This window comes from Bradyrhizobium sp. USDA 4506 (assembly GCF_054058795.1).
Window position 1 is genome coordinate 3,338,459 of sequence record NZ_JBSSBM010000002.1, and the last position, 26,017, is coordinate 3,364,475.

General features: G+C 65.6%; 29 protein-coding genes and 1 tRNA gene. 9 read left to right on the forward strand and 21 right to left on the reverse strand.

From position 1 onward, the window contains the following. Nucleotides 1-16: 16 nt before the first annotated feature. Nucleotides 17-1,147 carry an iron-containing alcohol dehydrogenase PsrA gene (gene psrA, locus ACVIHF_RS17940; protein ID WP_253608317.1) on the reverse strand — a complete coding sequence of 377 codons (1,131 nt, stop codon included), beginning with the start codon at nucleotides 1,145-1,147 and terminating at the stop codon, nucleotides 17-19. A gap of 80 nt (nucleotides 1,148-1,227) precedes the next feature. Between psrA and ACVIHF_RS17945 the strand changes: the two genes are divergently transcribed. Continuing rightward, entirely contained in the window at nucleotides 1,228-2,136 is a 909-nt protein-coding gene (locus ACVIHF_RS17945; protein ID WP_253609994.1) for a LysR substrate-binding domain-containing protein, read from the forward strand. Here the strand turns inward: ACVIHF_RS17945 and ACVIHF_RS17950 are convergent. Genes ACVIHF_RS17950 through ACVIHF_RS17965 form a run of 4 tightly spaced genes read right to left on the reverse strand, consistent with a single transcriptional unit; the run spans nucleotide 2,105 to nucleotide 4,732 of the window. Beyond that, a complete protein-coding gene (locus tag ACVIHF_RS17950) occupies nucleotides 2,105-3,271 on the reverse strand; it encodes an MFS transporter (RefSeq protein WP_253608316.1) in 1,167 nt (388 codons plus the stop codon). The two genes, ACVIHF_RS17945 and ACVIHF_RS17950, sit on opposite strands and share 32 nt — an antisense overlap. After that, entirely contained in the window at nucleotides 3,268-3,690 is a 423-nt protein-coding gene (arsC, locus tag ACVIHF_RS17955) for an arsenate reductase (glutaredoxin) (RefSeq protein ID WP_253608315.1), read from the reverse strand. The genes ACVIHF_RS17950 and arsC overlap by 4 nt, the downstream gene beginning before the upstream one ends. Next, complete coding sequence (locus tag ACVIHF_RS17960) at nucleotides 3,687-4,373, reverse strand: aquaporin (RefSeq protein ID WP_253609993.1); 687 nt, start codon at nucleotides 4,371-4,373, stop codon at nucleotides 3,687-3,689. The genes arsC and ACVIHF_RS17960 overlap by 4 nt, the downstream gene beginning before the upstream one ends. Then, nucleotides 4,373-4,732 (reverse strand): ArsR/SmtB family transcription factor, encoded by a 360-nt coding sequence (locus ACVIHF_RS17965; protein ID WP_253608314.1) that lies wholly within the window; start codon nucleotides 4,730-4,732, stop codon nucleotides 4,373-4,375. The genes ACVIHF_RS17960 and ACVIHF_RS17965 overlap by 1 nt, the downstream gene beginning before the upstream one ends. Nucleotides 4,733-4,781: 49 nt before the next feature. Here ACVIHF_RS17965 and ACVIHF_RS17970 point away from each other — a divergent pair, with 49 nt between their 5' ends. Beyond that, entirely contained in the window at nucleotides 4,782-5,309 is a 528-nt protein-coding gene (locus ACVIHF_RS17970; RefSeq protein WP_253608313.1) for a DUF6428 family protein, read from the forward strand. A 768-nt stretch (nucleotides 5,310-6,077) separates the two neighbouring features. Here the strand turns inward: ACVIHF_RS17970 and ACVIHF_RS17975 are convergent. Together ACVIHF_RS17975 and mgtE are read right to left on the reverse strand one after the other, a co-directional pair. Beyond that, on the reverse strand, nucleotides 6,078-6,398 hold the full coding sequence (locus ACVIHF_RS17975; RefSeq protein ID WP_253608312.1) for a helix-turn-helix domain-containing protein: 321 nt from the start codon (nucleotides 6,396-6,398) through the stop codon (nucleotides 6,078-6,080). A 126-nt stretch (nucleotides 6,399-6,524) separates the two neighbouring features. Continuing rightward, entirely contained in the window at nucleotides 6,525-7,946 is a 1,422-nt protein-coding gene (gene mgtE / locus ACVIHF_RS17980; protein ID WP_253608311.1) for a magnesium transporter, read from the reverse strand. A gap of 84 nt (nucleotides 7,947-8,030) precedes the next feature. Here mgtE and ACVIHF_RS17985 point away from each other — a divergent pair, with 84 nt between their 5' ends. Next, nucleotides 8,031-8,846 (forward strand): polysaccharide deacetylase family protein, encoded by an 816-nt coding sequence (locus ACVIHF_RS17985; protein WP_253608310.1) that lies wholly within the window; start codon nucleotides 8,031-8,033, stop codon nucleotides 8,844-8,846. A gap of 96 nt (nucleotides 8,847-8,942) precedes the next feature. Further along, entirely contained in the window at nucleotides 8,943-10,322 is a 1,380-nt protein-coding gene (locus tag ACVIHF_RS17990) for a polysaccharide deacetylase family protein (protein ID WP_253608309.1), read from the forward strand. Between the two features lie 6 nt (nucleotides 10,323-10,328). On the opposite strand, the gene ACVIHF_RS17995 is transcribed toward ACVIHF_RS17990, so the two are convergent. From ACVIHF_RS17995 to ACVIHF_RS18005, 3 genes are all read right to left on the reverse strand, one after another. Next, complete coding sequence (locus ACVIHF_RS17995) at nucleotides 10,329-10,703, reverse strand: hypothetical protein (protein WP_456792403.1); 375 nt, start codon at nucleotides 10,701-10,703, stop codon at nucleotides 10,329-10,331. Nucleotides 10,704-10,910: 207 nt separating this feature from the next. Continuing rightward, nucleotides 10,911-10,995 (reverse strand) — tRNA-Leu (locus ACVIHF_RS18000). Between the two features lie 93 nt (nucleotides 10,996-11,088). Next, on the reverse strand, nucleotides 11,089-11,334 hold the full coding sequence (locus tag ACVIHF_RS18005) for a FliM/FliN family flagellar motor switch protein (protein ID WP_076831216.1): 246 nt from the start codon (nucleotides 11,332-11,334) through the stop codon (nucleotides 11,089-11,091). Nucleotides 11,335-11,394: 60 nt separating this feature from the next. On the opposite strand from ACVIHF_RS18005, the gene lipB reads away from it, so the two are divergent. Next, entirely contained in the window at nucleotides 11,395-12,123 is a 729-nt protein-coding gene (lipB, locus tag ACVIHF_RS18010) for a lipoyl(octanoyl) transferase LipB (protein WP_253608293.1), read from the forward strand. Between the two features lie 3 nt (nucleotides 12,124-12,126). Here the strand turns inward: lipB and ACVIHF_RS18015 are convergent, their stop codons facing one another. Then, nucleotides 12,127-12,552, reverse strand: coding sequence for a tautomerase family protein (locus ACVIHF_RS18015; RefSeq protein ID WP_253608292.1), 426 nt, complete (start codon nucleotides 12,550-12,552; stop codon nucleotides 12,127-12,129). A 115-nt stretch (nucleotides 12,553-12,667) separates the two neighbouring features. Here ACVIHF_RS18015 and ACVIHF_RS18020 point away from each other — a divergent pair, with 115 nt between their 5' ends. Further along, the gene (locus ACVIHF_RS18020; protein ID WP_253608291.1) at nucleotides 12,668-13,525 is read left to right on the forward strand and encodes a LysR family transcriptional regulator; all 858 of its coding nucleotides are present in this window, start codon (nucleotides 12,668-12,670) and stop codon (nucleotides 13,523-13,525) included. 18 nt (nucleotides 13,526-13,543) lie between these two features. On the opposite strand, the gene ACVIHF_RS18025 is transcribed toward ACVIHF_RS18020, so the two are convergent. From ACVIHF_RS18025 to ACVIHF_RS18040, 4 genes are read right to left on the reverse strand one after another with little or no spacing between them, the layout of a single operon-like run. Continuing rightward, nucleotides 13,544-13,969 carry a hypothetical protein gene (locus ACVIHF_RS18025; protein WP_253608290.1) on the reverse strand — a complete coding sequence of 142 codons (426 nt, stop codon included), beginning with the start codon at nucleotides 13,967-13,969 and terminating at the stop codon, nucleotides 13,544-13,546. A gap of 10 nt (nucleotides 13,970-13,979) precedes the next feature. Further along, on the reverse strand, nucleotides 13,980-15,416 hold the full coding sequence (locus ACVIHF_RS18030) for a TIGR01777 family oxidoreductase (RefSeq protein WP_253608289.1): 1,437 nt from the start codon (nucleotides 15,414-15,416) through the stop codon (nucleotides 13,980-13,982). Further along, entirely contained in the window at nucleotides 15,413-16,078 is a 666-nt protein-coding gene (locus ACVIHF_RS18035; RefSeq protein ID WP_253608288.1) for a DUF4166 domain-containing protein, read from the reverse strand. The genes ACVIHF_RS18030 and ACVIHF_RS18035 overlap by 4 nt, the downstream gene beginning before the upstream one ends. 26 nt (nucleotides 16,079-16,104) lie before the next feature. Then, nucleotides 16,105-16,662 (reverse strand): GbsR/MarR family transcriptional regulator, encoded by a 558-nt coding sequence (locus ACVIHF_RS18040; RefSeq protein ID WP_253608287.1) that lies wholly within the window; start codon nucleotides 16,660-16,662, stop codon nucleotides 16,105-16,107. A gap of 232 nt (nucleotides 16,663-16,894) precedes the next feature. Between ACVIHF_RS18040 and ACVIHF_RS18045 the strand changes: the two genes are divergently transcribed. Beyond that, on the forward strand, nucleotides 16,895-17,707 hold the full coding sequence (locus ACVIHF_RS18045) for a class I SAM-dependent methyltransferase (protein WP_456792404.1): 813 nt from the start codon (nucleotides 16,895-16,897) through the stop codon (nucleotides 17,705-17,707). Nucleotides 17,708-17,716: 9 nt separating this feature from the next. Here the strand turns inward: ACVIHF_RS18045 and ACVIHF_RS18050 are convergent, their stop codons facing one another. The 4 genes from ACVIHF_RS18050 to ACVIHF_RS18065 form a co-directional block, all read right to left on the reverse strand. After that, nucleotides 17,717-18,016 carry an acylphosphatase gene (locus ACVIHF_RS18050; protein ID WP_253608285.1) on the reverse strand — a complete coding sequence of 100 codons (300 nt, stop codon included), beginning with the start codon at nucleotides 18,014-18,016 and terminating at the stop codon, nucleotides 17,717-17,719. Beyond that, nucleotides 18,013-18,879, reverse strand: coding sequence for an isocitrate lyase/PEP mutase family protein (locus ACVIHF_RS18055; RefSeq protein ID WP_253608284.1), 867 nt, complete (start codon nucleotides 18,877-18,879; stop codon nucleotides 18,013-18,015). The genes ACVIHF_RS18050 and ACVIHF_RS18055 overlap by 4 nt, the downstream gene beginning before the upstream one ends. A gap of 120 nt (nucleotides 18,880-18,999) precedes the next feature. Next, entirely contained in the window at nucleotides 19,000-21,015 is a 2,016-nt protein-coding gene (locus ACVIHF_RS18060) for an acetyl-CoA carboxylase biotin carboxylase subunit (RefSeq protein WP_253608283.1), read from the reverse strand. Nucleotides 21,016-21,212: 197 nt separating this feature from the next. After that, nucleotides 21,213-21,419, reverse strand: coding sequence for a hypothetical protein (locus ACVIHF_RS18065; RefSeq protein WP_016840474.1), 207 nt, complete (start codon nucleotides 21,417-21,419; stop codon nucleotides 21,213-21,215). A gap of 343 nt (nucleotides 21,420-21,762) precedes the next feature. Here ACVIHF_RS18065 and ACVIHF_RS18070 point away from each other — a divergent pair, with 343 nt between their 5' ends. Together ACVIHF_RS18070 and ACVIHF_RS18075 are read left to right on the forward strand one after the other, a co-directional pair. Then, entirely contained in the window at nucleotides 21,763-22,542 is a 780-nt protein-coding gene (locus ACVIHF_RS18070) for a thermonuclease family protein (protein ID WP_456792406.1), read from the forward strand. Nucleotides 22,543-22,622: 80 nt separating this feature from the next. Then, nucleotides 22,623-25,091, forward strand: a complete 2,469-nt coding sequence (locus tag ACVIHF_RS18075; protein ID WP_253608281.1) for a PAS domain-containing hybrid sensor histidine kinase/response regulator — start codon at nucleotides 22,623-22,625, stop codon at nucleotides 25,089-25,091. Between the two features lie 19 nt (nucleotides 25,092-25,110). Here the strand turns inward: ACVIHF_RS18075 and ACVIHF_RS18080 are convergent, their stop codons facing one another. Together ACVIHF_RS18080 and ACVIHF_RS18085 are read right to left on the reverse strand one after the other, a co-directional pair. Next, on the reverse strand, nucleotides 25,111-25,407 hold the full coding sequence (locus ACVIHF_RS18080) for a septal ring lytic transglycosylase RlpA family protein (RefSeq protein ID WP_016840471.1): 297 nt from the start codon (nucleotides 25,405-25,407) through the stop codon (nucleotides 25,111-25,113). Between the two features lie 105 nt (nucleotides 25,408-25,512). Then, entirely contained in the window at nucleotides 25,513-25,962 is a 450-nt protein-coding gene (locus ACVIHF_RS18085) for a PPC domain-containing DNA-binding protein (RefSeq protein ID WP_253608280.1), read from the reverse strand. Between the last annotated feature and the right edge of the window lie 55 nt (nucleotides 25,963-26,017).

The following is a 26,017-nucleotide window of genomic DNA, read 5'->3' on the forward strand; positions in this document are numbered from 1 at the left end:
TGTCACTGCGCCGCCGTCACGCGCTCACCGCGCTCGGCATCCGCTGCGTCTGCGCTGCCTCGATCAGCCGTTCCTTCGATCCCAGGAAGTTGCGGCCGCGCTCGCCTTCGAGCGAGTCCGCGATCAGCGCGTGCCATTCGGCGCGCTCGATCCTGTAGGCGGCCGGATTGCAGGAGATGCCGAGCCGCGCCATGAAGTCCTCGAGATCGTCGGCCGCGCGCGCGAGGTCGCTGCCGAAGATCTGCCGGAGGCTGTCCTCGCAGAGCCCGCCTGCCCCTTTGACGCTGCGCAGCACCATCGGCAGCGAGAACGAGCAGGCGATGCCGTGCTGCACGCCGTGCCGCAGCGTGATCGGATAGGACAGCGAATGCGCGATCGCGGTCTTGGTGTTGGAGAACGCGAGGCCGGCAAACAGTGCCGCCTGCGCCATGCGGCTGCGCAGCTCGAGATTGCCGAGGTCATTGGCGAGCTTCGGCAGCACGTCGAGGATGCTGCGCGCCGCGGCCACCGCGTGGTTGGCCGACACCGGGTTGTTGTTGACGTTCCAGATGCTCTCCAGTGCATGCGACAGCGCGTCGAGCCCGGTGCTGACGGTGAGGAGTTGCGGCTTGCCGAGCATCAGGCGCGGATCGATCACGGCATGGGTCGGATAGAGCGACGGACGCGCCAGCGAATATTTCTTGCCGTTGGCCTCGTCCCACACCGTGCCCCAGCAGGTCACCTCGCTGCCGGTGCCGGCGGTGGTCGGCACCGCGATGATCGGGATCGCCGCGAGGCGCTCGGCGCCCTGCTGCGTCTCCAGATAGGTCTTGACGGTCGCGAAGTCGCCGCCGGCGGCCGCGAACACCTTTGCGGAGTCGATCACCGAGCCGCCGCCGAGCGCGACGATCACCTCGGGCTGCCTCGCGAGCCCGGCAAAGCGCGCGGTCTGTTCGGTGAGCAGGCGGTAGTCCGGATTGGGCGCGACGTCGCGGATGGTCAGGACCGACGGTCCCGCCGCGGCGCGCAGCCGCCGCTCCAGCTCGTCGAAGACCGGCTCGCCATAGGTCACGAGCGCGTAGGCGCGCTTGCCGATCAGTCCCGGCAGCTTGTCGAAGCTGCCGGCTCCGAATTCGATCCTCACCGGGTTGGAATAAGTCCAGTCCATCAGCGCGTCCTCCGTTTGGCGCGAAGGTACGGCGCCGGCTGCTATTGACAAATTCATTCTACGGATGCGTTCTATTGATTATGTCAATAGTGTTCAGCCAGCTGCGCGCCTTCCATGCGGTCGCCGCCCATGGTGGCTTCACCGCGGCCTCGCGCGTGCTCAACGTCGGCCAGCCGACATTGACCATCCAGGTCAAGGAGCTGGAGGAGAGCTACGGCGTCGAGCTTTTGATCCGGAAGCCGCGGCATACCGAACTCACCGAGGCCGGCGCCGCGCTGTTCGAGATCACCCGCGGCATCATGACGTTCTGCGACGAGGCCCACGACCTCCTGGCCGCGCACGGCAAGGCGACCAAGGGCCATCTGCGGGTCGCGACCGTCGGACCGTTTCATGCCACCGAAATCATCGCGGCGTTCAAGCGCGATCATCCGGAGGTGCAGATCTCGACCCTGCTCGGCAATTCCGAACGCACCTTCCGCCACATCGTCGACTTCGAGGCCGACGTCGCGATCCTGGCGGAGGTGCCGGAGGATCCGCGCGTCACCATGATCCCCTACCGCACGCACCGCGTGATCGTGTTCGTCAACCGCGACCATCCCTGGTTCAAACGCAAATCGGTCAGGCTGCGCGAGCTGGCCGACCAGCCTATCGTGCTGCGCGAGCGCGGCTCGACCACGCGGCGCGCGTTCGAGGCGACGATGCAGGCCGAGGGCATCAGGATCGAGCCGGTGTTCGAGATCGAGAGCCGCGAGGGCGTGTGGAAGGCGGTCGAGCGCGGCCTCGGCATCAGCGTCGTCGCCGACTTCGAATTCGTGCCGCATCCCAACCTGCGCGCGCTGGAGATCAGCGACCGCACCATCAAGACCCAGTACAGCATCGCCCATCACAGCGGGCGCGGTCATTCCCCGATCATCAAGGCGTTCATCGACACGGTTCGGCGGATGAAGGGGCGTGATGCTACCGCGAGGGGGTCTTCGGCCCGGCCTTGAGTGCGAACAGCGCCAGAAGCGCGGCCAAGCTCAGAGCCGATGTGACCGCAAGCGTGTAGCCACCGAGCGGCGAGATCAGGAATCCGAATATGAGGGGCGCGAGCGCTTGAGACAGTCGCGACGGCGCGCCGAGCAGTCCCAGGCGGTAGCCGTAATCCTTCGGACCGAATATCGCCAGCGGCAGCGTGCCGCGCGCGATGGTCAGGATGCCGTTTCCGGCACCGTGCAACAGCGCGAACACCCCCGCGAAGCCACCGCCGAACAGACCGATGACGCAGGCGCCCAAGGGATGTGTGATGCAGGCCAGGCGCGCTGACCAGAGCGGATGGAAGCGCTTCAGCAGGCTCGCTTCGACAATGCGTGCCGCCACCTGCGCCGGGCCGATCAGTGCGCCCGCCGCGATCGCCTGCGCCGGCGTCGCACCGAGCGACTCCAGAATTCGCGGCAGATGAACCGCCATCGCCGACGTCACGCTCCAGGCGGCGGCGAAGGCAAAGGCGAGCAACACCATCGCGCGATCGATGGCAATGTGCGGCTTCGGCGTGTCGGCCGCGATCCGATGCTCCCGCTTTAGCCCGGGGATCAGGAGGCCGTTGAGCGGCAAGCAGATCAGGATGTGCGCAGCGGCCCAGCCGAAGCAGGTCCAGCGCCAGCCGATGGTTGCGAGCCCCCACGCACTCAGCGGCCAGCCGATCGTGCTGGCAAAGCCCGCGATCAGGGTAATGCCGGTGATGGAGCGACGGGCGGCGTTGCCGTAGATGCGCCCGAGCGCCGCGAAGGCTGCATCATACAGGCCAAGACCCATGCCGACGCCGAGCAACAGCCAGCTCACCGCCATCAGCACGCCGCCCTGCGACAGCCCGAGCAGGATCAGACCGGACGCCAGGATGAGGTTGGACGCGCAGAGCACTTCGCGTCCGCCCATCCGGTCGATCTGGCGGCCGACGCGCGGACCGAGCAGCCCGGAGATCACGAGCGCCATCGAGAACGCGGCGAACAGCCAGTTCGTCGAGATGCCGAGGTCCCGCGCGATCGAGTCCGCGAGGATGGCAGGCAGATAATAGCTCGACGCCCAGGCAAGGGTTTGCGTGGTCCCGAGCGCAACAATCAGGACGTTGTCTGCACGGCGGCTCATCCGGCGCGCGCACCCGGCGTCCTGGACGGAACCACTTCTCCGTCTTCCTTGACGAACTGGCCAATGTCCGTGGCGAGAAGGTCAAGCACGACCTCGGACGGCCGGCACAGTTTCACGCCGTTCGGCGAGACCACGATCGGCCGATTGATCAGGATCGGATGCGCGATCATGAAATCGATCAACTCGTCGTCGCTCCATTTCGGATTGGCAAGGTCGAGCGCTGCATAAGGCGTGCCTTTCTCGCGGAGCAGCGCGCGGGGCGTCATGCCCATGGCCTTGATCAGGGAGATCAGCGTGTCGCGCGCGGGCGGCGTCTTGAGATACTCGACGATCTCCGGCTCCTCCCCGCTTTGGCGGATCATGGCCAGCGCGTTGCGCGACGTCCCGCAAGCGGGATTGTGGTAAATCGTGATCGTCATCGGATTGCTTCCATCTTCGTTTCGCTCTGCCGCAGGAGCCACGTCATCAGCGCCAGCGCGGCCATCGCCCCCAGAATCTCGGCGACGATGAATCCCGGCAGGTCCTGCGCGCGGATACCGGAAAACGTATCGGTGAATGATCGCGCGATGGCAACGGCTGGGTTGGCGAAAGACGTGGAGGCGGTGAACCAGTAGGCGGCGGTGATGTAGAGCCCGACCAGCCATGGGATAGCGGCCTCGCGAAACCGCAGGCCACCGATGATCGTTGCGACCAGTCCGAACGCGGCAACGAATTCCGCAAACCACTGCGGGAACCCGGTCCTCGCCCTGGCGGAGAACTCCAGGAGCGGCAGGCCGAACATGGCATGCGCGACCATCGCACCCAGGATTCCCCCGAGCACCTGCGCCGCGACGTACTGCGCCGCGTGCGGCAGGCGGAGTTCGCCCTTGAGCGTGAACACCAGCGTAACCGCCGGATTGAAGTGCGCGCCGGATATCGGTCCAAGGATCGTGATCAGCACCACCAGGATGGCACCGGTCGGCAGCGTATTGCCGAGCAGCGCCAGCGCCACGTCCTTGGTCAGGGTTTCTGCCATGATGCCGGAGCCAACGACGGTCGCGACCAGAAGCAACGTGCCGAGACCTTCGGCCACAAGGCGCCGTGGCAGATCGAAATCGCGCATCAGACGCGCGCCTTCTTCTTGCTCGTGGAAGGCTTGCACTGGGCGGCGGCGAGCGCCGGCGCGCAGATCTCCGGGTGGCCCGCGCAGCAATCCTTCATCAGGAAGGCAATGAGGTCGCGCAAACCGGTGAAATCCGCCGAGTAGATGATCGAGCGCGCCTCGCGGCGCGGCAGGATCATGCCGGCGTGTTCGAGGTCCTTCAGATGGAACGACACGTTGGATGGCGACACCTCGACCGCCTCGGCAATCGCCCCCGCGGCCATCCCCTCAGGACCGGCCTTGACCAGCAATCGCACGATCCGCAGCCGCGTTTCCTGCGACAGCGCGGCAAACGCGGTTCGGGCTTGACGCTCCTCCATCTTTCGATAATCCTACAATTCAATAATCATTGGAATGAGGATAGCAGCCATGGACACGCTTGCCAATACCCGTTCGATCGTCGGCGCCCTGCTTCCGGTGGAAGAGCTGTCATCCGCGGCCCTCCTTTCCGGCCTTGAGGCGCACAAGGAGAAACCGCTGATCTTCAGCTACGACGGCCGGGACGTCCGCCCCAGCTACCACGTGACCGAAGTCAAGACCGGTTCGTTCAGGGCGCTCGATTGCGGCGCGAACCCGGAGAGCTGGAGCGAGACCTTCATTCAGCTCTGGGACATCGAGGAGGAAAACCGCGGTCACATGCCGGCCGGAAAATTTCTTGCGATCATCCGCAAGGTCGACGAGGCCGTCGGCTTCGACCCGCAAGCCCGGCTGACGTTCGAGGTGAGCGACGGTGTTCGGCCGATGCAGATCTATCGCGCCGAACGCATGGATGCCGGCGACGCGGCGATCCGCGTCTATCTCTCGGCGCGCCCGTCGAGCTGCAAGCCGCGCGACCGATGGCTCCAGGAACAGCAGTCCTGCTGCGTACCGAAAGCCAAACAGCCTTGCTGCGGGTGATGGATGCTTGAACGCCTGATATGGCCAGACGTGTCACGCGGATTGGCGCTCGCGGCAAGGCTGCCCGGAAATCGCCGATCACTGAGTTGCCCGACAGGTCAAGCCTCCGAAGCAAAAATATTTCGCTTTATCAGAAGCGCAACTCAGTGTATGAATAACGCGTCTCACCCGATCGAGGGGCGCTGCGCATCGTCACGGGTGTTGCGGTGAGATGCGGTGGACGCGGCAAGCGCAACTGACGAGTGCGCATGATGCGGACGGCGAAATCGTGCAGGCCTGACGCCCTAGCGGCAGGTGTCCTCTCGCAAAGTGCGCAAACGTTTGCGAGGGCGGCGACAAAAAAGCCCAGTCTCGCCGGGGAGAGCACGTATAAGCCGTAACCCATCGCGCAGGGAAAGCCGGGTTGTTTCCGGTTACACCTGTGGTCCTACCCCCCGAGCTTTCTACCTTTTGCTCGGGGCCCATGGGTGCGATCGGCACCCGGCTTTCCCTGCGCCCTCTGTTCAAGAGAGGGCGGAACAAAAAGCAAAGCTCGGGCAGATCATGTCGCGAGAATGCGAAAGTTTGACTCCCGATCGTGCAACACACTCGCTGTCGTCCCTGCGAAAGCAGGGACCACCACAGATCGGCATTGTCGCGGGATGGTTGAACGACGAGTCCCGTTCACAACACGGGCCGCGGAGTATGGGTCCCTGCTCCCGTGCGCAATTGCGCACTAGGCAGGGACGACACCGAGATTGCAGCGATGATGGAGCGCGCCCTACCCGCTCAAGCCGCCGTCGGCTCGCTCGACAGCGCGGCGAACACCGTCTCCGGCGAATGGGCGATCACGGCGAGCAGCGCGCGGGCAGGTCCGCGTGGCGCGCGCTTGCCCTGCTCCCAGTTGCGGATGGTTTCCACGGGCACGCCGAGCTTGGCGGCGAATTCCAGCTGGGTGAGCTGGGCCCGGCGGCGCAGATCGCGTACGGCCGGCTGCGCGGCCGCAGGCTGCATCGCCGCCCGGTCGGGATGTGCGGGCACGAGCGGGATTTCCTGCCCGTCGCGCAATTCGACGATGCGTCCGTCCGCCTTGAGCCGCAACCGCTGCATGATGGCCCCCGTGATGGCCCCTTGGAGATAGCGGCATCATCGATGAAGCGCGTTAAGTTCGGATTAACGATAAGCGGCCCGGCGCGGCTCGCGCCCGAACCATGCGCCGCCCTACCCGCGAGCGCGTTACTTGAGGCCGAACCACAGCGTGGCGATGCCGAGGAACGAGAAGAAGCCGACCACGTCGGTGACGGTGGTGACGAAGGTGCCGGAGGCGACCGCGGGGTCGGCCCGCACCCGTTCCAGCACCATCGGGATCAGGATGCCGCCGAGCGCGCCGGCGACCAGATTGCAGATGATCGCAAGCCCGATCACGATGCCGAGGCCGGGGATCTTGAACCACGCCACCGCGGCAACGCCGGTGATGACGGCAAAGGCGATGCCGTTGACGAGCCCGACCATGGTCTCGCGCAGCACCACCCGCATCGCGTTGTACGGGCCGAGCTCGCGGGTGGCGAGCGCGCGCACCGCGACCGTCATGGTCTGGGTCGCGGCATTGCCGCCCTGGCTCGCCACGATCGGCGCCAGCACCGCGAGCGCCACCATCTTCTCGAGCTGGCCCTCGAACAGACCGAGCACCGACGAGGCCAGGAACGCGGTAGCGAGATTGACCAGGAGCCAGTTGAAGCGGCCGCGGGCGATGGTCCACACCGTGTCGGACAGCTCTTCGTCGCTGGTGACGCCGCCGAGCGCCTTCAAGTCTTCGTCTGCCTCCTCCTCGATCACGTCGACGACGTCGTCGATGGTGATCACGCCGACCAGCCGGTCGATGGTGTCAACCACGGGAGCTGCGACCAGGTTGTACTTGCCGAACATCCGCGCGACCTCTTCCTGGTCTTCCAGCGCGGAAACCCGGCGACGGTCCTCGTCGATCAGATCCTTGATCGGGACCGGGCGGCGCGCGCGCAGCAGCACGTCGAGCGGCACGGCGCCGAGCAGGTGCTTGTCGGCATCGACCACATAGATTTCGTAGAAGCGATCCGGCAGGTCCGGCGTGTCGCGCATGTAGTCGATCGCCTGCCCGACATTCCAATCTGGCGGCACCGCGATGAACTCGGTCTGCATCCGCCGGCCGGCGGAATTCTCCGGGTACAGCAGACTGCGCTCGATGTCCTCGCGCTCGGCCGCCGGCAGCTTCTCCAGGATCTCTTCCTGGTCCTCCTCGTCGAGACTCTCCAGGAGCTCGACGGCGTCGTCAGATTCGAGCTCGCGGACGCCCTCGGCAACCGTCTCCGGCTCGAGTTCCTCGAGGATCTCCTCGCGGACGGTCTCGTCGACTTCGTTGAGCGCCGAGAAGTCGAAATCGGTGCCGGTGATCTCGACCAGGGTGACGCGGTCGTCCGGCTCCAGCGCCGCGATCAGGTCGCCGAGATCGGCCTCGTGCAGTTCCGCCACCACCTCGCACAGCAACGGCCGGTCGGCGGCGTGGATGGCCCGGGTGATCGCCGCGACGAATTCGCCGCGGAGCTCGCCCTCCTCGTCCCGCATCGGCATCCGGGCCAGCGGATCGGCCTCGGCGGGTTCGGCAACGTCGAAATTCTCGGCCATGCCGTGTTTCGCCGGTTTGACAGGAGGGGAAAAACTGGTTGGATGAGTGCGGAACGGATTACCTAATCGGTGGGGCCCAGTGCAATGAGAAAGATGTCGAGCGCACCGCGACCGCTCCGGAAGGCTTTCGCGGCGCTGGTCGCGCTCGCGCCTATTGCACTGTTCGGCTCGGCGCACGCCGCCGAATGCCAGCGCAAGGACGCGCTCGGCACCTCACGTGTACTCGAGGTCGACCCCGCGACCTATCCGCGCGTCGGGCTGAAGAGCTTTCCGCAGACCCTGCCGCTCAGGGATGGCGAGGTCGTGCTGACCTTCGACGACGGACCGACGCCGGGGGTCACCGACAAGGTGCTGACGGCGCTGGCGGCTGAATGCGTGCAGGCAACCTTCTTCATGGTCGGCCGCAACGCGGCCGATCATCCCGATATGGTCCGCAAGATCGCGCGCCTCGGCCACACCATCGGCTATCACAGCTGGGACCATCCACATCTCAACAAACTCCCGCCGGATCAGGCCGAGGCGAACATCAACCGGGGGATCGAAGCGGTCCAGAAGGCCCTGCGCGGCACCGAGAGCAAGATTCCGAGCACGCCGTTCTTCCGGTTCCCCTATTTCGAATCGACACCCGCCCTGCTGGACCACCTGGAAAAGCGCGGTATCGCGGTGTTCGGAGCCGATTTCTGGGCCAGCGATTGGAACAAGATGACCCCCGAGGAGGAACTGAAGCTGCTCACCGGGCGGCTCGAAGGCCACCGCAAGGGAATTGTCCTGCTGCATGACCCGCAAATGCGGACAGCCGAGATGCTGCCCGCCTTCTTGAGGTACCTGCAGGAGCATAAATACCACGTCGTCCACGTCGTCCCGGCGGCGCTGAAAACCGTGTCCGACCGGTCACATTGAACCCGGGACCCAAGGTGGATTACAGACCGTTAAGGCGGCATTCATGGCGCCGCACCTAAGGATTCGTCAGTGCGTTTGGAATGCGGCCGAGATTCGATGATTGCAAACGTCCTGGTGATGATCCGGAAGCGGTCGCGGACCGTGGTCCGCGCGGGGCTGCTGGGCTGCGGCTTGATGACGCCGTATGCCGCCCTCGCCGCAGACTGCCCTAACCCCAACGCACTCGGCACCTCGCGGACCCTCGTCGTCGATCCCAAGGAGCATCCCCGGATCGGCACCATGCAGTATCCGGAGACCTTGCCGCTCGCCGATCACGAAGTGGTACTGACCTTCGACGACGGGCCGTTACCTAAATACAGCAACCAGGTGCTGGCGATTCTCGCCAGCCAGTGCGTCAAGGCGACCTTCTTCACCATCGGCTCCCAGGCCCGGTTCAATCCGGAGGGCGTGCGCAAGCTGATCGCGGCCGGACATACCGTCGGCACGCACAGCCAGAACCATCCGCTGACGATGAACAAGATGCCGCTCGAGAAGGTGCGGCAAGAGGTCGACGACGGCATCGCCTCGACGCTCGCCGCCCTCAATGGCGACAAGAGCAAGCTCGCGCCGTTCTTCCGGATTCCCGGCCTGATGCGCGCCGAGATCCCGGAGGCCTATCTGGCGTCCCAGGGCATCCAGGTCTGGAGCGCCGACTTCCCCGCGGACGACTGGCGCCACATCTCGCCGCAGCGGGTCTATGACCTCGCGATCCAGCGGATCGAAGCCAAGCGCAAGGGCATCCTGCTGCTGCACGACATCCAGCCGCGCACCGTTGCGGCGCTGCCGCGCATCCTCAGCACGCTGAAGGAGCGCGGCTACCGGATCGTTCATGTCGTGCCCGCAACGCCCGATCGCCCGGCGACGCCGACCCAGCCGCAGCAATGGTACCTGCATCCGCCGACCGAGACGGTGGCGACCACGCGCTGGCCCAAAATTCCGAATTTCGTGTTCACCGCGACGCGGACGCTGCCTGCCCCGGTGTTTGCCGACATGGATTGGCGCGATGCCGACATCCTCGACCACGCACAGCACGCCCGGGTTGCGATGCCCGTCCGCACGCTGTGGCCGCAGCCCCAGCTTGCCCGGTTCGCATCCGTCTCGACATTGCCGGTCCCGGCGTCCGACGTGTTCCGCGTTCCCGAGGCGCTTGACCTGACCCTGCTCGCAGCCCGATCGGCGGCCAATCGCCGCCTCGTGCAGCGCGCGGCAGTTGGCGTTGGCATACCGCGCGCGCAGGCGTTCTCCGCGCGCCAGGCCAGGCATCCGAAACAGGCCGCGCATCACGTGCCCGCCGCGGCGCACGGCAGAGCCCATGGCGCCCCCTTGCATGTCGCACCGCCGGCCGCGGACAATGCGTCAGTTCACGTCGCCAATAATCTGAAGAAGCGTACGCCGCGCGCCGAGGCGGCGGCGGCCGGCAGGCGCGTGCCTGATTGACGTGATCTAGCTGGCCACGATCTTGGCGACGCAGAGCAGGATCACCAGCGCCAGGAAGAAGATATCGATATAGGATTTGATCTCGCCGGCATGCCTGAGCACGGTGACATCGGCGACGATCTGCCTGCGCGAGGCGACAGCATTGGGCCCCTCGCCGGCCGCCGCGGCGAGCCGTCGCGTCTCGCCCTCCAGGCGCTCGATGCGCTGGAAGAAATAGAACGAGCGCAGGCCGGAAAAGGCGTGCATCGCCGCATAGACCAGGACCAGAATCGCGACCGTCGCGCGCTGCTCGTACTTCTCCAGAAGGTTCAGCGTGAAATAGACCAGCCCCAGGAACACGAAGTTGGAGACGACACGGTAGGCGTAGCTGCCAAAGATCATCAGGCGCTCCGGGTAAGCAAGCTTGCATCCGCGCAATCGCCAGAATCGGTGGCCGCGGTACCGGCATCTATTCGGTCGGCGTTACAGGATCGCGTCGAGCGGCATCTCCGCCTCAGCAGCCGGCTCCAAGTCTGGACATGAGTCACGCGCGGCCGGCGAGCGGCCGCGCTACGAAAACCTCAGCGATTTCAAGGATTAGTTGAGGCATGGTGCGCTCGGAGGGACTCGAACCCCCACGGTGTTACCCACTGCCACCTCAAGGCAGCGCGTCTACCAATTCCGCCACGAGCGCTTGGGATACCGGATGGAACCCCGAAGGCCCCGCCGGATCGACGGGGCCATGTAACAAATCACGGATGCAGGGACAAGGCGATTAATGCGGGAATTAGCCGCGAACCCCGGGAGATTTCGGCAGCATCTGCTTGACCTCGACCGCAATCCGGTTGCGGTCGACCAGGACCACGCCGCTGGCCACCGGCAGGTTGTTGGCGAGGATCTTGACCTCGTCGGCCTCGGTGGCATCCAGTTCGATGATGGCGCCGCGGGACAGCCGCATGACCTGGTGAATCGGCATCGTCGTGGTACCGAGGACCACCATGAGATCAACGCTGACTTTATCGAGGGTGGGCACTTCTGAGCCGCCGAACGGGAACTAGATTGTAGGTTCACCTGACCACGTTAGGGTTAGCTAATGGTTAACGACCGCCAAAGCCTCGATTTGACGACCTTTGCGCGCCCTCCGGGCGGCGAAGCGGTCGAATGGCGGATTTCCGACCGCGCGGTGCCCTACCCCGATTCGCTCGCCGCAATGGACGACCGGGTGGCGAAGATCGCGGCGGGCTCGGCCCCCGAACTGGTATGGCTGCTGGAGCACCCGCCACTGTATACCTCCGGCACCAGCGGCAAGGCCGACGATTTGCTCGCGCCGCGCTTTCCGACCTTCCAGAGCGGACGCGGCGGCCAGGTCACCTATCACGGCCCGGGCCAGCGCGTCGCCTATGTGATGCTCGATCTCAAGCGGCGCCGGCCCGATGTGCGCGCCTATGTCGCCTCGCTGGAAGAATGGATCATCCGCACCCTCGCCGCCTTCAACGTCCGCGGCGAGCGCCGCGAGGACCGCGTCGGGGTCTGGGTGCGGCGCCCGGACAAGGGACCGGACCATGAGGACAAGATCGCCGCGATCGGCGTGCGGCTGCGCCGCTGGGTCTCGTTCCACGGCATCGCGATCAATGTCGAGCCTGATCTTGCGCACTTCCAGGCCATCGTGCCCTGCGGCGTGGTCGATCCGCGCTATGGCGTCACCTCGCTGGTCGATCTCGGATTGCCGGTCACGATGGCCGATGTCGACGTCGCGCTCCGGCAGGCCTTTTCCGAGGTGTTCGGCGACACCGCAGCGCGCCTGCCGGAAGCGACGTCATAGGCTTCACGCCGCCTTCTGCGGCGCGACCTCGAGCTTGCTGGCGATGTAGCGGCGCTCCTGGGTGAGGCCGCCGAAGCCGTAGGCGTCGCCCTTCACCTCGTCGACATGGGCGTAGCTCTCGGTGTGGAGCGGCCCGAGCAATTCGCCCATCCGCTTGAACAGCGCCGCGAGATAGGCCGCCTTCTCGTCCTTGGTGTTGGTGCCCTCGGTGACGTGGATGTCGAGCCAGTAGCTCGCGAGCCCCTGCTCGGCGAGCGACTTGCCGCCCGCGAACCAGTCGGCCGCATCGGCGGACTTCACAATGATCGCGGTGACCTTGGGATCCTTGTGCAGAATCCCGGCGGTCAGGTCCGACACGGCGGCGGCGATGTCGGATTTCAGCGACGGCCTCTCGCGCGAGGTCGCGTAGGTGACGGTGATGAGCGGCATGATCGGTCTCCTTGAATCCGGTTGGCGCGGGTCAATCGCGCCTCCTCTAGCTAGACCTTCGCTCATCATCTTGGTATCTTATCTATATTGATAGCAATGATAGCGATCATTGATCATGACCGCCACGCTCGATATCGACACCGTGCAGGCCTTCCTCCTGGTCGCCGAGCTGCAAGGCTTCACCCGCGCCGCCGAGGCGCTTGGCACCACGCAAGCGGCGATCAGCATGAAGTTGCAGCGGCTCGAAACGGTGCTGGGCAAGCGGCTGGTCGAGCGCTCGCCGCGCGCGGTGCGGCTGACCGCCGACGGCGCGACCTTCCTGCAGCACGCCCGCGCGCTGATCGAGGTGCATGATCGCGCGCTGGCCGGCGAGAAACCCGCGCGGCAGCAGCTCACGCTCGGGATCAGCGATCACGCCGCGGGCCCGGAGCTGGTGCCGCTGCTGGAGCGGCTGCACGCGATGGCCTCCCAGCTTGCCCTATCCGTGACCATCGGCTTCTCGCGCGAAATGCTCGACGCTTATGATGGCGGCGAGCTCGACGCCGTGATCGTGCGCCAGGAAGGCAGCCGGCGCGGCGGCGAGAAGCTGACCGAGGACGAATTCGGCTGGTTCGCCGCCAAACGCTTCGTCTGGCCGCGCGGCGATGCGCTGCCGCTCGCGACCCTGGCGCCGCCCTGCGGCGTGCGCGCCCTCGCCGTGCGCGCGCTTGACAAGGCCGGCATCGCCTGGACCGAAAGCTTCGTCGGCGGCGGCGTCACCGCGGTGGTGGCGGCCGCGCTTGCAGGGCTTGCCGTCGCGCCCCTCGTCCGCCGCATCGCGCCGCCGGGCCTGGTCGATATCGGCCCTGCCCACAAGCTGCCGCGGCTCGGCACGTCGAAGGTGATGCTGCATTCGAAAGTCAGCGATCCCGCCAAGCTCGCGGCACTCAGGACGCTGGCTGCGACGTTTCGGAGCGTGGCGTCTGCGGCATAGGTTGAACATCGTAGCGGTTCACATCGAGTCTTCGCTTGCCGCCAGTTCGCACATGACGAACCAGTAGGTCAGGCCGGCGACAAACCCGGCCACGACGAACAGGCAAACCAGTCCGGATGTCCAGACAGCCGGGGATCGTAGAAGGACAGTGATGCTCAACGCACCGATCGCCGCGCCTGCGCAGGCGAAAAATCCCGCGGCCCTGATATGGAACTCCTCAGTGAACCAGACGACGATCGCAGTGGGAATTGCTGTGAGCAGACAGGTGATGATGAAGACCGCGGCCGACGGAAGCAGCATCATGACGATGCCGTAGAGCAGCCGCGCGACATCGCCGTGCGACGTCATCATCAGAACGGTCTGACCGACTGCGGAAATCACCGCGGTCGCGGCGCCACAGCCCGCAAGCCAGCCTCCGAATGCACGGGAACAGGTGCTGCACATCGAGGCCTCCTCACAGGATCGCATCGAACGCGCTGCGCAAGGTTTCGTGACGGAACACAAAGCCGTTGCTCAGCGCCTTGTTCGGCAGCACGCGCTGGCCGCCGAGCAAGAGCTCGTCGGCGAAGTCGCCGCCAACGGCGCGGAGCAGCGCCGCCGGCACGCGGAAGATCGCCGGCCGGTGCAGACGGCGTCCGAGCTCCTCGGTGAATTTCGTGTTGGTCACCGGGATCGGCGCGGTCGCGTTGACAGGACCGGACAGCTCAGGTCTCGCGATCACATGCGCGATCAGACGCACGAGGTCGTCGCGCTCGATCCACGACATCCACTGCTTGCCCGAGCCGAGCGGGCCGCCGAGGCCGAACTCGAACGGCGTCAGCATCCGCGTGATGAAGCCGCCATCGGTGCCGACCACGAGACCGATGCGCAAATATACCACCCGCACGCCGTGATCCGCGGCCGGCTTCGCCGCATTCTCCCAGGCCTCGCACAATTCGTGACTGAAGCAGGCGTGGGATTTCGCCGACTCCGTCAGCACCTGGTCCTGCCAGAGCCCGTACCAGCCGATCGCGGAGCCGCTCACGAGTACCGACGGCTTGCGTTCGAGGCGCGCGATCAGCTTGACCACATCAGACGTCATCTCGATGCGTGAGGCGACGATCTTGCGGCGCTTGGCCTCGGTCCACAGGCCGTTGCCGATCGGCTCGCCCGCGAGGTTGACGATGGCGTCGATCCCGGAGTCGGCGGGCAATTGGTCGAGGCTCGTGATCAGCGTCACCGGCGGCAGCAGCATGTCGGCCTTTGCCGGATTGCGGATCAACGCAATCACCTGATGGCCGGATGCGGTGAGGCTCGCGACCAGGCGGCTGCCGATGAAGCCGGTGGCGCCGGTGACGAGCACGGTCTGCCGCGCCGGCAATTTCTCGACCAGAGTCGCGGCCGGCACGCTGGCCATCCGTCCGAGGCGCCTCGTCGCGGCAAAGTCGCGCGCGCCGAACAGCGCGACGCCGAAGGCCGCAGCCGTCGCGAACAGACTTAACGGACCCGCATAGGCCGGCGCGACGGCGGTCGGCAGCATCGCCCAGCCGATCAGGACCGGCACCAGCAGCACGAGGATGGCGCCGTAATTGATCGCCAGCAGCGTGTGATTGATCCGCTCGCTCGGCGGCAGCTTTCGGCTCAGATCCTCCTCGACGAAATCCATCAAGGTGATGACGACCTCGACGACGAGGACGGCCATGATCGCGATCGCAAGGATGCCGTGCACTTGCAGCCAGCCGAGCACGAGGAACAGCAGCGCATAGAGCATGTTGCGCACGCTGTGCAGCTGCAGCTCGTGGCGCTGCGAGGGACGCCAGGCCAGCCGCTCGGTGAATTCGTGGTGATAGAACGTATCGAATGCGCCCATCGCAATCTGGATGGCGACAAGTGTCCAAAGCAGCGGCGTCATGGAGTGGCCTCCCTGAACACGGCGGACTGACGGATCAGCCTGCCGAAACGCGGGTGGATGATCTCCAGCGTGAAGCGGAAGTCACCGCAGCCGAGATCGGAATGGGTCACGGTGAGATCGCCCGGCGTAAGCCATTCGGGCAGCGGCAGGCGAAACGGACCGAGTTGCAGCGAATAGCCGACGCTGCGAAACACCAGCGCCTCGTGCTCGACCGCGATCCGCAGCGCCATGCTGACGCCGAAGCCGACATATTCCTCGAGCCCGGTCGAACCGGCAAAGCGCTTGGCGGAATGAATCACCTGCGGGAAGCCGTCGCGGCGCGCGCAGATGCGGGTCCAGACCTGGCCGCCGCTTGCCGCGTCCTCGGTGACGGTGACGATCATCGCCACGCGCGTTTCGGTGCCGGTCGGGAACGGTCCGCCGATCAGCCGTGCGGCCTGCGCCAGCCACCAGCCGATGCGGCTGCACGCCGCCTCCTCGACCTCGCCGACATAGACGACGGTGTTGCCGTCCTCGAACCGTTTCGAGAAGCGCCGCCAGATCGCAACCGGCAGGCGGCCCCAATCCTCGTCCGACAGCAATGCGCGGAAGCGATGGTCGTCGAGCAGCTTTGTATCGGAAGCCGGTGCTGTCTTTAAGGTGGATATCCTTGCTGACGCCATCGCACGCTCCCGTTACGCCGCCGCCTTTATTTGGCCCTGCTCGTGGGCAGGAAACTCACGATCTTCTCGCCGAGCTTGATCAGCGCGACCAGGCGCGGCCGCGGCACGTTCAGCATCTGCGTGTACCAGCGATCGACCAGCTCGGTGAATGTCAGCATCTCCTTCAGCCGCTTGCTGGCGAGCGGGCTGATCGCGGGATCGTCGGCCGCGTCGGAGACACAGGCGCGCAGCGCTGCGAGCGCGGGATCGATCTCGCGCTCCTTGCGTCCCGCCGCGATCTTGGCCGCGACCTCCCAGATGTCGGTCTCGGCCTCGAAGTGGTCGCGGCGATCGCCAAGGATCGGCACCCGCCGGATCAATCCCCAGGACAACAGCTCCTTGATCGAGTTGGAAACGTTGGAGCGCGCCATGCCGAGGGTGTCGGCGATGTCTTCCGCCGTCATCGGCGCTTCGGCAAGGTAGAGCAACCCGTGGATCTGGCTGACCGAACGGTTGACGCCCCATTCGTCGCCCATGTCGCCCCAATGCAGGATGAAGCGCTCGACGACGGCGGGAAGTTTTTTCTTGGCGGTTATTTCTGTCATGACAGAAATATCAGACGGTTCGGAGCAGAAGTCAAGGCTGGCCATGCTGTCCACGACGGCGCACGAGACATGGCAGGTCTCCTGACCTATCCGGCGCCTCGGCGAATGCCGTGCATCGGAGGTGAGGAGTTTTCCTTTGTGGCCCCCGAGCTCTTCGTCCAAGTTGATCCGGGTGGATGTTTTTGGGCCGTGCACCGGGTCGCCCGCGTCACGGCCGCAAGGGAGATTGCGCATGCCAGCGTCCGACAAGGAGTTCGTTGGGTCCATTCCAGAGCTTTACGACCGGCTCCTCGTGCCGATGATTTTCGAACCCTACGCACGCGATCTGGCGCAACGCGCCAAGGTGCTTGGCCCGCGCGACCTGCTTGAGACGGCAACCGGCACCGGCGCCGTCACCCGCGCGCTGGCGTCCGCGCTCGGCAGCGACGCCAGGATCGTGGCGACCGACCTGAATGAACCGATGCTCGAACGAGCGAAGTCACAGATGCCGGGCCGGACCGCAATCACCTGGCGGCAGGCCGATGCGCTGAACCTGCCGTTCGACAACGCGAGCTTCGACGTCGTCGCCTGCCAATTCGGCGCGATGTTCTTCCCCGACAAGCCCAAGGGTTATTCGGAGGCGCGCCGTGTGCTGAAGCCAGGCGGCCGTTTCCTGTTCAGCATGTGGGGTCGCATCGAAGACAACGAGTTTGCCGACGTGGTGACCCAGGCATTGGCGGAGGTCTTTCCGGCCGACCCGCCGCGCTTCTTGGCGCGCACGCCTTATGGCCACTACGCGGCCGACCCGATCCGGGCCGATCTTGCAGCCGCGGGCTTCAGCAAGATCGAGATCGACGACGTTCGGCTGCAAAGCCGGGCGAATGCGCCGCATGATCCTGCGATCGGCTTTTGCCAGGGATCACGGTTACGCGGCGAGATCGAGGCGCGCGGCGGTATCGGCCTTGATGCCGCGACCGAGCACGCCGCGTCGGCGATCGCGCGCCGCTTCGGCAACGGCGCGATCGAAGGCCGGATTCAGGCGCTGGTGATCTCAGCGGTCGCGTAACGACGCGCTTCAGATCGTGGGCAGGACCGAGAACCGCTCCCCTGCCCGGCGCTGGTTCAAAAGATCGGAACTGCCAGATGCGGCGTGCACGGCAGCGACGCGCGCCGAGAACGGACCGCGGCCACATGCCGTGATCATTTCAGTGACGACGTCGTCGGGGCCGGCGAACACCGCCTCGACGCTGCCGTCACGGCGGTTGCGGACCCAGCCTTCGAGGCCGCGCGCGTTTGCCTGCTCGTCGACCCAGGCGCGATAGCCGACGCCCTGGACGCGGCCGCTGATGGTGACGTGGCGGATCACACCGCTCATTTCTTCAGACCGAGAAACTCGCCGCTGCGCGCCTTGGTCTCCGCCTCGCGCATGACGCGGCCGGTCAGTTCGGACGAGGCGATACCCTTGAGGTTCTTCGGCGAGGTGCCTTCGCGCAGCGCCTTCAGCGTCTCGTAGACGGCCTGGGTTGCGGCCGCGAATGGCGCGTGGCCTTGCAGCGCGATCCTGACGCGCCGGCTTGCCAGATAGTCGAGCGCGGTCATCTCCTCCGGCGCGCCGCCGAGCACGATCGGCAGCGTCGTCGCGGCCGAGAGCGCCTCCAACTCGCCACGCGATTTGATGCCGGTGAAGAACAAGCCATCGACGCCGACCGCCTCATAGGCCCTGGCGCGTGCGATCGCATCGTCGAGACCGGTGATCGAGACGGCACCGGTCCGGCCCAGGATGACGAGCGACGGATCGCTGCGGCCGTCAAGCGCCGCCTTCATCTTGCCGACGCCTTCCTCCAGCGAGATCAGCTGGGTCTTGGCCTGGCCGAACGCCTGCGGCAGCAGCGTGTCCTCGATGGTGAGGCCGGCCGCGCCGGCGGCCTCCACCTCCTGAACCGTGCGGCGGACATTGAGCGCGTTGCCGTAACCGTGGTCGGCATCGACGAGCACTGGCAGCGTCGACGCACGCGACATGCGGCGTATCTGCTCGGCGAATTCGGTCAGCGTGATCAGCGCAATATCGGGATCGCCGAGCACGGCGAGCGACGCCACCGAGCCGCCGAACATGCCGAGCTCGAAGCCGAGATCCTCCGCAATCCGGATCGAGGTCGCGTCATAGACCGAGCCCGGGCGGATGCAGGTCGATCCGGTGAGAATCGATCGCAGGGCTTCGCGGCGTTTGCGGAAGGCCATTTGCTATGTCCTATTCTCCGTCATTCCGGGGCGGTGCGAAGCATCGAACCCGGAATCTCATCTCGCTCTCAATCTCGAGATTCCGGGTTCGCGCGTACCGCGCGCCCCAATATGACAGGGTTACGCGAACTCCAGGATCAGCGCGTCGACCGCGAGCGTGGCGCCGGCGGCGGCGTGGATCTTCTTGACCGTGCCGTCGCGCTCGGCGCGCAGCACGTTCTGCATCTTCATGGCTTCGACCACCGCCAGGGTCTCGCCGGCCTTGATCTCCTGCCCCTCGGTCACCGCGATCGACACGACGAGGCCCGGCATCGGGCACAGCAACTTCTTGCCGGTGTCGGCGGCCGAGACCACCGGCATCAGCCGCGCCGAGGTCGCTTCGGTCTCGGTGAAGACATAGACCGGCACCTCAAAACCCTGATGCGCGAGGCGGAAGCCGCTGTTGATCGCCCGCACCTGCACGGCAACAAAGTTGCCGTCGATGGTGCCCTGCCAAACCGGATCGCCCGGGACCCAGCTCGATACGAGGTTATGAGGGTTGCCCGGCAGCCCGTCGGCGCCGATGAAGCGCACTGCAATCGCGTCACCCTCGCGCGCCACGTCGAGCGCGATCTCGGCACGGTCGAGCCACACCGCGCGGCGGCGCTCGCGCAGCACCACGCGGCCGCCCATCTGGCCGGAGATCTGCCGCTTGCGCTCGCCCAGCACGTGATCGATGGCGGCACCGACCGCGGCCAGCCGCCGCGCGATCTCGCCCTCGGGCGCGCGCGCCGAAAACCCTTTCGGGAATTCCTCCGCAATGAAGCCGGTCGACAGCCGGCCCTCGCGCCAGCGCGGATGGTTCATCAAGGCCGACAGGAACGGAATGTTGTGCCGGATGCCGTCGACATAGAAGGCGTCGAGCGCGGTCGCCTGCGCCTCGATCGCCGCGGCGCGCGACGGGGCGTGGGTGACGAGCTTGGCGATCATCGGATCGTAATGGATCGAAATCTCGCCGCCTTCCTGCACGCCGGTGTCGTTGCGGATCGTGATGCCGTCATGGCTGGCCTCGGCCGGCGGACGGTATTTCACCAGGCGCCCGATCGACGGCAGGAAGTTGCGGAACGGATCCTCGGCATAGACGCGGGATTCCACCGCCCAGCCGGTCAGCGTCACGTCCTTCTGCGCGATCGCGAGCTTCTCGCCGGCGGCGACGCGGATCATCTGCTCGACGAGATCGATGCCGGTGATCAATTCGGTGACGGGATGCTCGACCTGCAGGCGGGTGTTCATCTCCAGGAAGTAGAAGCTCTTGTCCTGGCCTGCGACGAATTCCACGGTGCCGGCCGAATCGTAGTTCACGGCCTTCGCCAGCGCGACGGCCTGCTCGCCCATCTTGCGGCGGGTGGTCTCATCGAGCAGCGGCGACGGCGCCTCCTCGATGACCTTCTGGTTGCGGCGCTGGATCGAGCACTCGCGCTCGCCGAGATAGATCACATTGCCATGCTTGTCGCCGAGCACCTGGATCTCGATGTGCCGGGGATCGACGATGAATTTCTCGATGAAGACGCGGTCGTCGCCGAACGACGACTTCGCCTCGGCCTTGGCGAGGTTGAAGCCTTCGGCGACCTCCGCCTTCGAATGCGCGATGCGCATGCCCTTGCCGCCGCCGCCGGCGGAGGCCTTGATCATCACGGGGTAGCCGATCTCGTCGGCGATCTGGACGGCGTGCTTGTCGTCCTCGATGACGCCGAGATGACCCGGCACGGTCGAGACTTTCGCCTTCGCCGCGGCCTTCTTGGATTCGATCTTGTCGCCCATCGCGGCGATGGCGCCGGGGTTCGGACCGATGAAGACGATGCCGGCGGCTTCCAGCGCGCGCGGAAACGCCTCGCGCTCGGACAGGAAGCCGTAGCCGGGATGCACCGCCTGCGCGCCGGTCTTGCGGCAGGCCTCGACGATCTTGTCGATCAAAAGATAGCTCTCGGCCGCGGCGGGCGGTCCGATCAGCACGGCCTCATCGGCCATCTCGACATGCAGCGCGTCGCGGTCGGCCTCGGAATAGACGGCGACCGTCTCAACCCCCATACGGCGCGCAGTCTTGATGACCCGGCAGGCGATCTCGCCGCGGTTGGCGATCAGGATTCGTTTGAACATGCTCTTCTTGCTTGGGCTTTTTCGGACTTCGAATTGTCCATTTGGCAGGATTCCTCCCCGCGCAATCTGGCACGGGCGATTGGGCGTAACCACTCCGTTGGTACAGCAAATTGCCCCGGAGGCAACGGTCTAATGCAGACCCTGCCTACTGCCCGGCCAGTCCAAGGTCAGTCCTCGGCAGTAGCCCGATCGGTATTTCAGCCCGAATAGGTCTTGAAGCGGCCACGCGAATGAGCCTTCGCGACGGCCTTCATCAGCTCGCTGACCTCGTTCTCCAGGAATTCATTGGCCACGATCAGCGCCCGGATAGTGGCACGCAGATTCCCCCCGCAGGCGGAAATGGCCTGATCGACAGCGGCTTCCAGCCCGTCATCGTCGTCAGATTCGGGCCGTGCAGACATCATGGGGTATCCGGGATTCAGGTGGCGCATCATGTTCCTATTTTGTTCCCATCAAGTCAATTGGATCTTTGATCGGGCGCGGCCTCCTGGGCCGTCTTTCTCTTCCGCCGCCAGCGCGCGAAGCATTGCAGGCTCCAAATGCCGGTGATGATTTCGGCGGAGGACGTTGATAACGAAACTTGCCCATGCGCACCGCTTCAATGGCAATTGTCCGGCCGTTCTACGTCGCGGAATGCCGATCGGGACGTGACGGTGCGCACGCCCCCACTCGCGAACAGTCCTTGGTTGGATCGTACCGGCTTGTGCTAGAAGTTCGGCTGCCCGCCAAAGATCTGAAGTTGAGAAAATGCGGTTTCGAAATCCGGTCGCCACGACGCTTCTCCTGGCCTTCCTGTCTGCAACTACCAGCCTGACTGCAACCGCAGGCCCCACGGCCACTGCGGTCATCAAGGACGCCGGCACCATTCAGCTCGGCAACACGACCTATCGGCTCGACGGCATCGACGCGCCGGCGGTCGATCAGCTCTGCATCGACGAGCACGCCGACGCCTGGACCTGCGGGATCGAGGCGCGCGACCAGCTGACCAGGCTGATCGGCGGCAAGCCAATTCAATGCGACGATATCGGCGTCGATCCGACCTTCAAGAAGCGCCGCCTCGGCGTCTGCAAGATCGAGGGCGACCCGACCAGCCTCAGCCAGGTGCTGGTCCAGAAGGGCTACGCTCTCAATGTCGAAAACTCGGCCACTGGCCGATTCAAGCCGGATGAAGCCACCGCCAAGGACAATCGTGCCGGGCTCTGGAAGGGCTGCTTCGTGGCGCCACGCGATTTTCGTACGGCCAGGAAGGACGGCGCCCTGCTCGGCAACGCCTGCCCCGCCGACCGCGACCAGCAGATCCGCAACGCGCTCTTCCCCGACGACCTGCCGATGCCGGCCAGCTGCAACATCAAGGGCAAGTACGCCGTGCGGGCCCGCGTCACCGGCAATGTCGGCATCTACCACCTGCAGGCGTGCCGCAGTTATCCAGGCCTCGGCAATCCGGATCGCTGGTTCTGCTCCGAGGAGGATGCACAGGCCGCCGGGTTCCGCCGGGCCTATAATTGCCGGCCGCCCAAAGCCAAGTGAAGGGCAAGTGATCGCGATAAATCAAGCTGGCAAAGCCGCCGCGTCCTGTGTGAGACTGCACCGAGAGGTTGCCGGCGCGTATGACCCCATCCGATCCCGCTGATGTGCTTCCCGAAGCTGCGGCAGCCGAACGGCTGCGGCAGCATCTTGAGGAGATCGCGCGCGAACGCGATCGCGCCCATCGCGAGCTCCAGGAGCGCGAGGCGGAGCTGGCGCGGATCCAGCGCATCGCGCGGGTCGGCGGACTCGAGATCGATTTCCGCGACGGCGTGCGCAACCGCCGCTCTCCCGAATATCTCCTGGTGCATGGGTTGCCACCCGAAGAGGTCAACGAGACCTATGAGAACTGGGTCGCGCGCATCCACCCCGAGGATCGCGAGCGCACGATCCGGCACCTGTTCGGCGTGCTCAAGGCCGGCGGCGAAGACTACACGGCCGAATACCGCATCATCCGCCCGAACGACGGCGAGAGCCGCTGGATCCGCGTCGTCGCCAAGATCGAGCGCGACCGCAGCGGCCGTGCGTTGCGGCTGGTCGGCGCCGATCTCGACGTCACCGATCAGATGCTGGCACAGGAGACCCTGCGCGAGAGCGAAGAGCGCTTCCGCCTGATCGCCGACAGCGCGCCGGTGCCGATCTGGGTGACCAAGCTCGACCGCACCCGCTCCTTTGCCAACCAGGCCTATCTCGACTTCCTTGGACTGCCGTTTGAGGAAGCGATCGTGTTCGACTGGCGCAAGGCGCTGCATCCGGATGACCTGCCGCAAATCCTGCAGGAGCAGATCACCGGCGAGCTCTCGCTGAAGCCATTCGTGCTCGAGGCCCGCTATCGGAACGCCGCAGGCGATTGGCGCTGGCTGCGCTCGGAATCGCAGCCGCGCTGGGACCCGAACGGCAAGCACATCGGCTTCATCGGCGTCGCCCACGACATCACGGCGGCCAAGGAAGCCGAGATCGAGCTTCGCAAGCTCAACGAGTCGCTGGAGCGGCGCATCCTGGAGCGCACCGCGCAACTCGAATCCCGCGAAGCGCAGACGCGCGCGATCCTGGAAACCAGCCATCAATACCAGATGCTGCTCAACCGCAATGGCGGCCTGCTCTACAGCAACCAGACGGCGCTGGCCGGTATCTGTACCGATGCCGCCGACGTCGTCGGCAAGCCGTTCTGGGACACGCCGTGGTTCGCCGCGACCGAGGGCATGCCGCGCGTGATCCAGAATGCCTTCGCGACCGTGATGCGCGGCGAGGAAGTCAAGATCGAGATGCAGCTGCGCCTGCCGATCGGCGAGCGCTATTTCGATTTCGCGATGCGGCCGCTGCAGGACCAGCACGGCACCATCGTCGGCGCCGTTCCGGAGGCCGTCGATATCACCGAACGGCGCCGCGGCGAGGAAGCCCTGCGGCAATCGCAGAAGATGGAAGCCGTCGGCCAACTCACCGGCGGCGTCGCGCACGATTTCAACAACCTGCTCACCATCATCCGCTCCGCGACCGACTTCCTGCGCCGCCGCGATCTGCCGGATGACCGGCGCCGCCGCTATATCGATGCGATCTCCGAGACCGTGGAGCGGGCCTCCAAGCTCACCGCCCAGCTATTGGCATTTGCGCGCAGGCAACCGCTCAATCCGGAAGTGTTCAATGTCGGCACGCAGGTCGACAGCGTGACGCAGCTGATCCGCCCGCTGGTCGGCGCGCGGATCCACATCGAGGTCAGGATCGAGGATCCCGACTGCTTTGCGATCGCCGACATCGGCCAGTTCGAGACCGCGCTACTCAATCTCGCGGTCAACGCCCGCGATGCCATGAGCGGCGAAGGCCAGCTGACGATCGGCGTCCGGAAGGTCAAGAATATCCCTGCCCTGCGCGCCCAGGCCTCGCGCAGCGGCGATTTCGTCACGGTCTCGATCCAGGACACCGGCACCGGCATCTCGCCGGAAAACCTCGACGCGATCTTCGAGCCGTTCTTCACGACCAAGGAGGTCGGCAAGGGAACGGGTCTCGGATTGAGCCAGGCCTTCGGCTTCGTCAAGCAATCCGATGGAGACATCGAGGTCACCTCTACGCCCGGGCACGGTGCGACCTTCACCATCTATCTGCCGCACGCGATGCGCCCGGCGGACGCCAAGGTCGCAGCCCGCGCGGGCACCGAGCAGGCTTCGATCGGCCGCGGCTATCGCGTCCTCGTGGTGGAGGACAACGACGATGTCGGCCAGTTCTCCACCGAGCTGCTCGAGGATCTCGGCTATTCGGTCAAGCGCGCGGCCAATGCCAATGCCGCGCTCTCGATCCTCTCGGAGAACGAGTTCTCCGCCGACTTGGTGTTCTCCGACGTGATCATGCCGGGCATGAACGGCGTCGAGCTCGCCGGAATCATCCGCGATCGCTTTCCTGGACTGCCGGTGGTGCTGACCAGCGGCTACAGCAACGTGCTCGCCGAGAACGCGCACAGCGGCTTCGAGCTGATCCAGAAACCCTATTCGGTCGAGGCGCTGTCACGGACGCTCCGCAAGGCGATCGCCGAACAGCGGGCGACTGCTTCCAGGCCCTGATCCTGCCGCCGGCCGCGCTCTACTGGATCACGACATGCGCGACGCCGAGCTGAAGGATGCCGAGCGCGCGGGCCGCCGTGGTCGACACATCGATGATCCGTCCACGAACGAACGGGCCCCGGTCGTTGACGCGGCACCGGATCGATTTTCCCAGATACGAGACGGTGATCATGCTGCCGAATGGCCGCTTGCGATGCGCGCAGGTCATCTCGCCACTCCTGCCGATGCCACGATAATAGGACGCAAGGCCACTCTCTGCGTTTGCCATGCACGAGGCAAACAGCAGCATGGCCGCGGACGTTGCTGCGGTTTTCATTGATCGCCTGCCGGTCGAGCCCCGCAAGGGAACGCGGTTCCACGGGTTCGGTTCCGCGCCTCAGCGTCGGCAGGTCGATTTTTAGGAACTTTTCGGCGGAAAGCGTCAGGCGGTCGCGGCTGGATCGATCAGGGCGATGCCGAGCTCGGATCGCTTCCGCCGGCGAAGCCTGGCGGGGGCTTCCGTGACCACAACCTCCAGCGTCGGCCGAACGATGCCGGCAAGCAGATGGCCGCCGCGTGTCGATCCATCCGACAGTCCGAGCACGATGTGAATATGCAGGCTGGCCTTGCCGTCGTCGCCGGTCGCGATATCGCCGATCGCGCACAGCAATTCGCATTGCTCGTTGATCTCGATCTTCCGGTAGCTCTTGGATGCGAAATCGAACCAGCCGACGGTTGCCCGCTCGAACGCGCCGATCGCAGTGAGCGACGCCGCCGTCACCTTCGCATCATTGGCGAACTTCGTCAGCGCGCCGAACGCTTCCTCGCCGCTGTCGAGCACGACGACGTGAACCTGCGCGCTCGGCGCATCGGACACGAGCTTGCTTTTCATGGACCGCCTCGCCTCTCAAGAGCTTCCACTCTCAATCGGAGACGGCGACGATTGT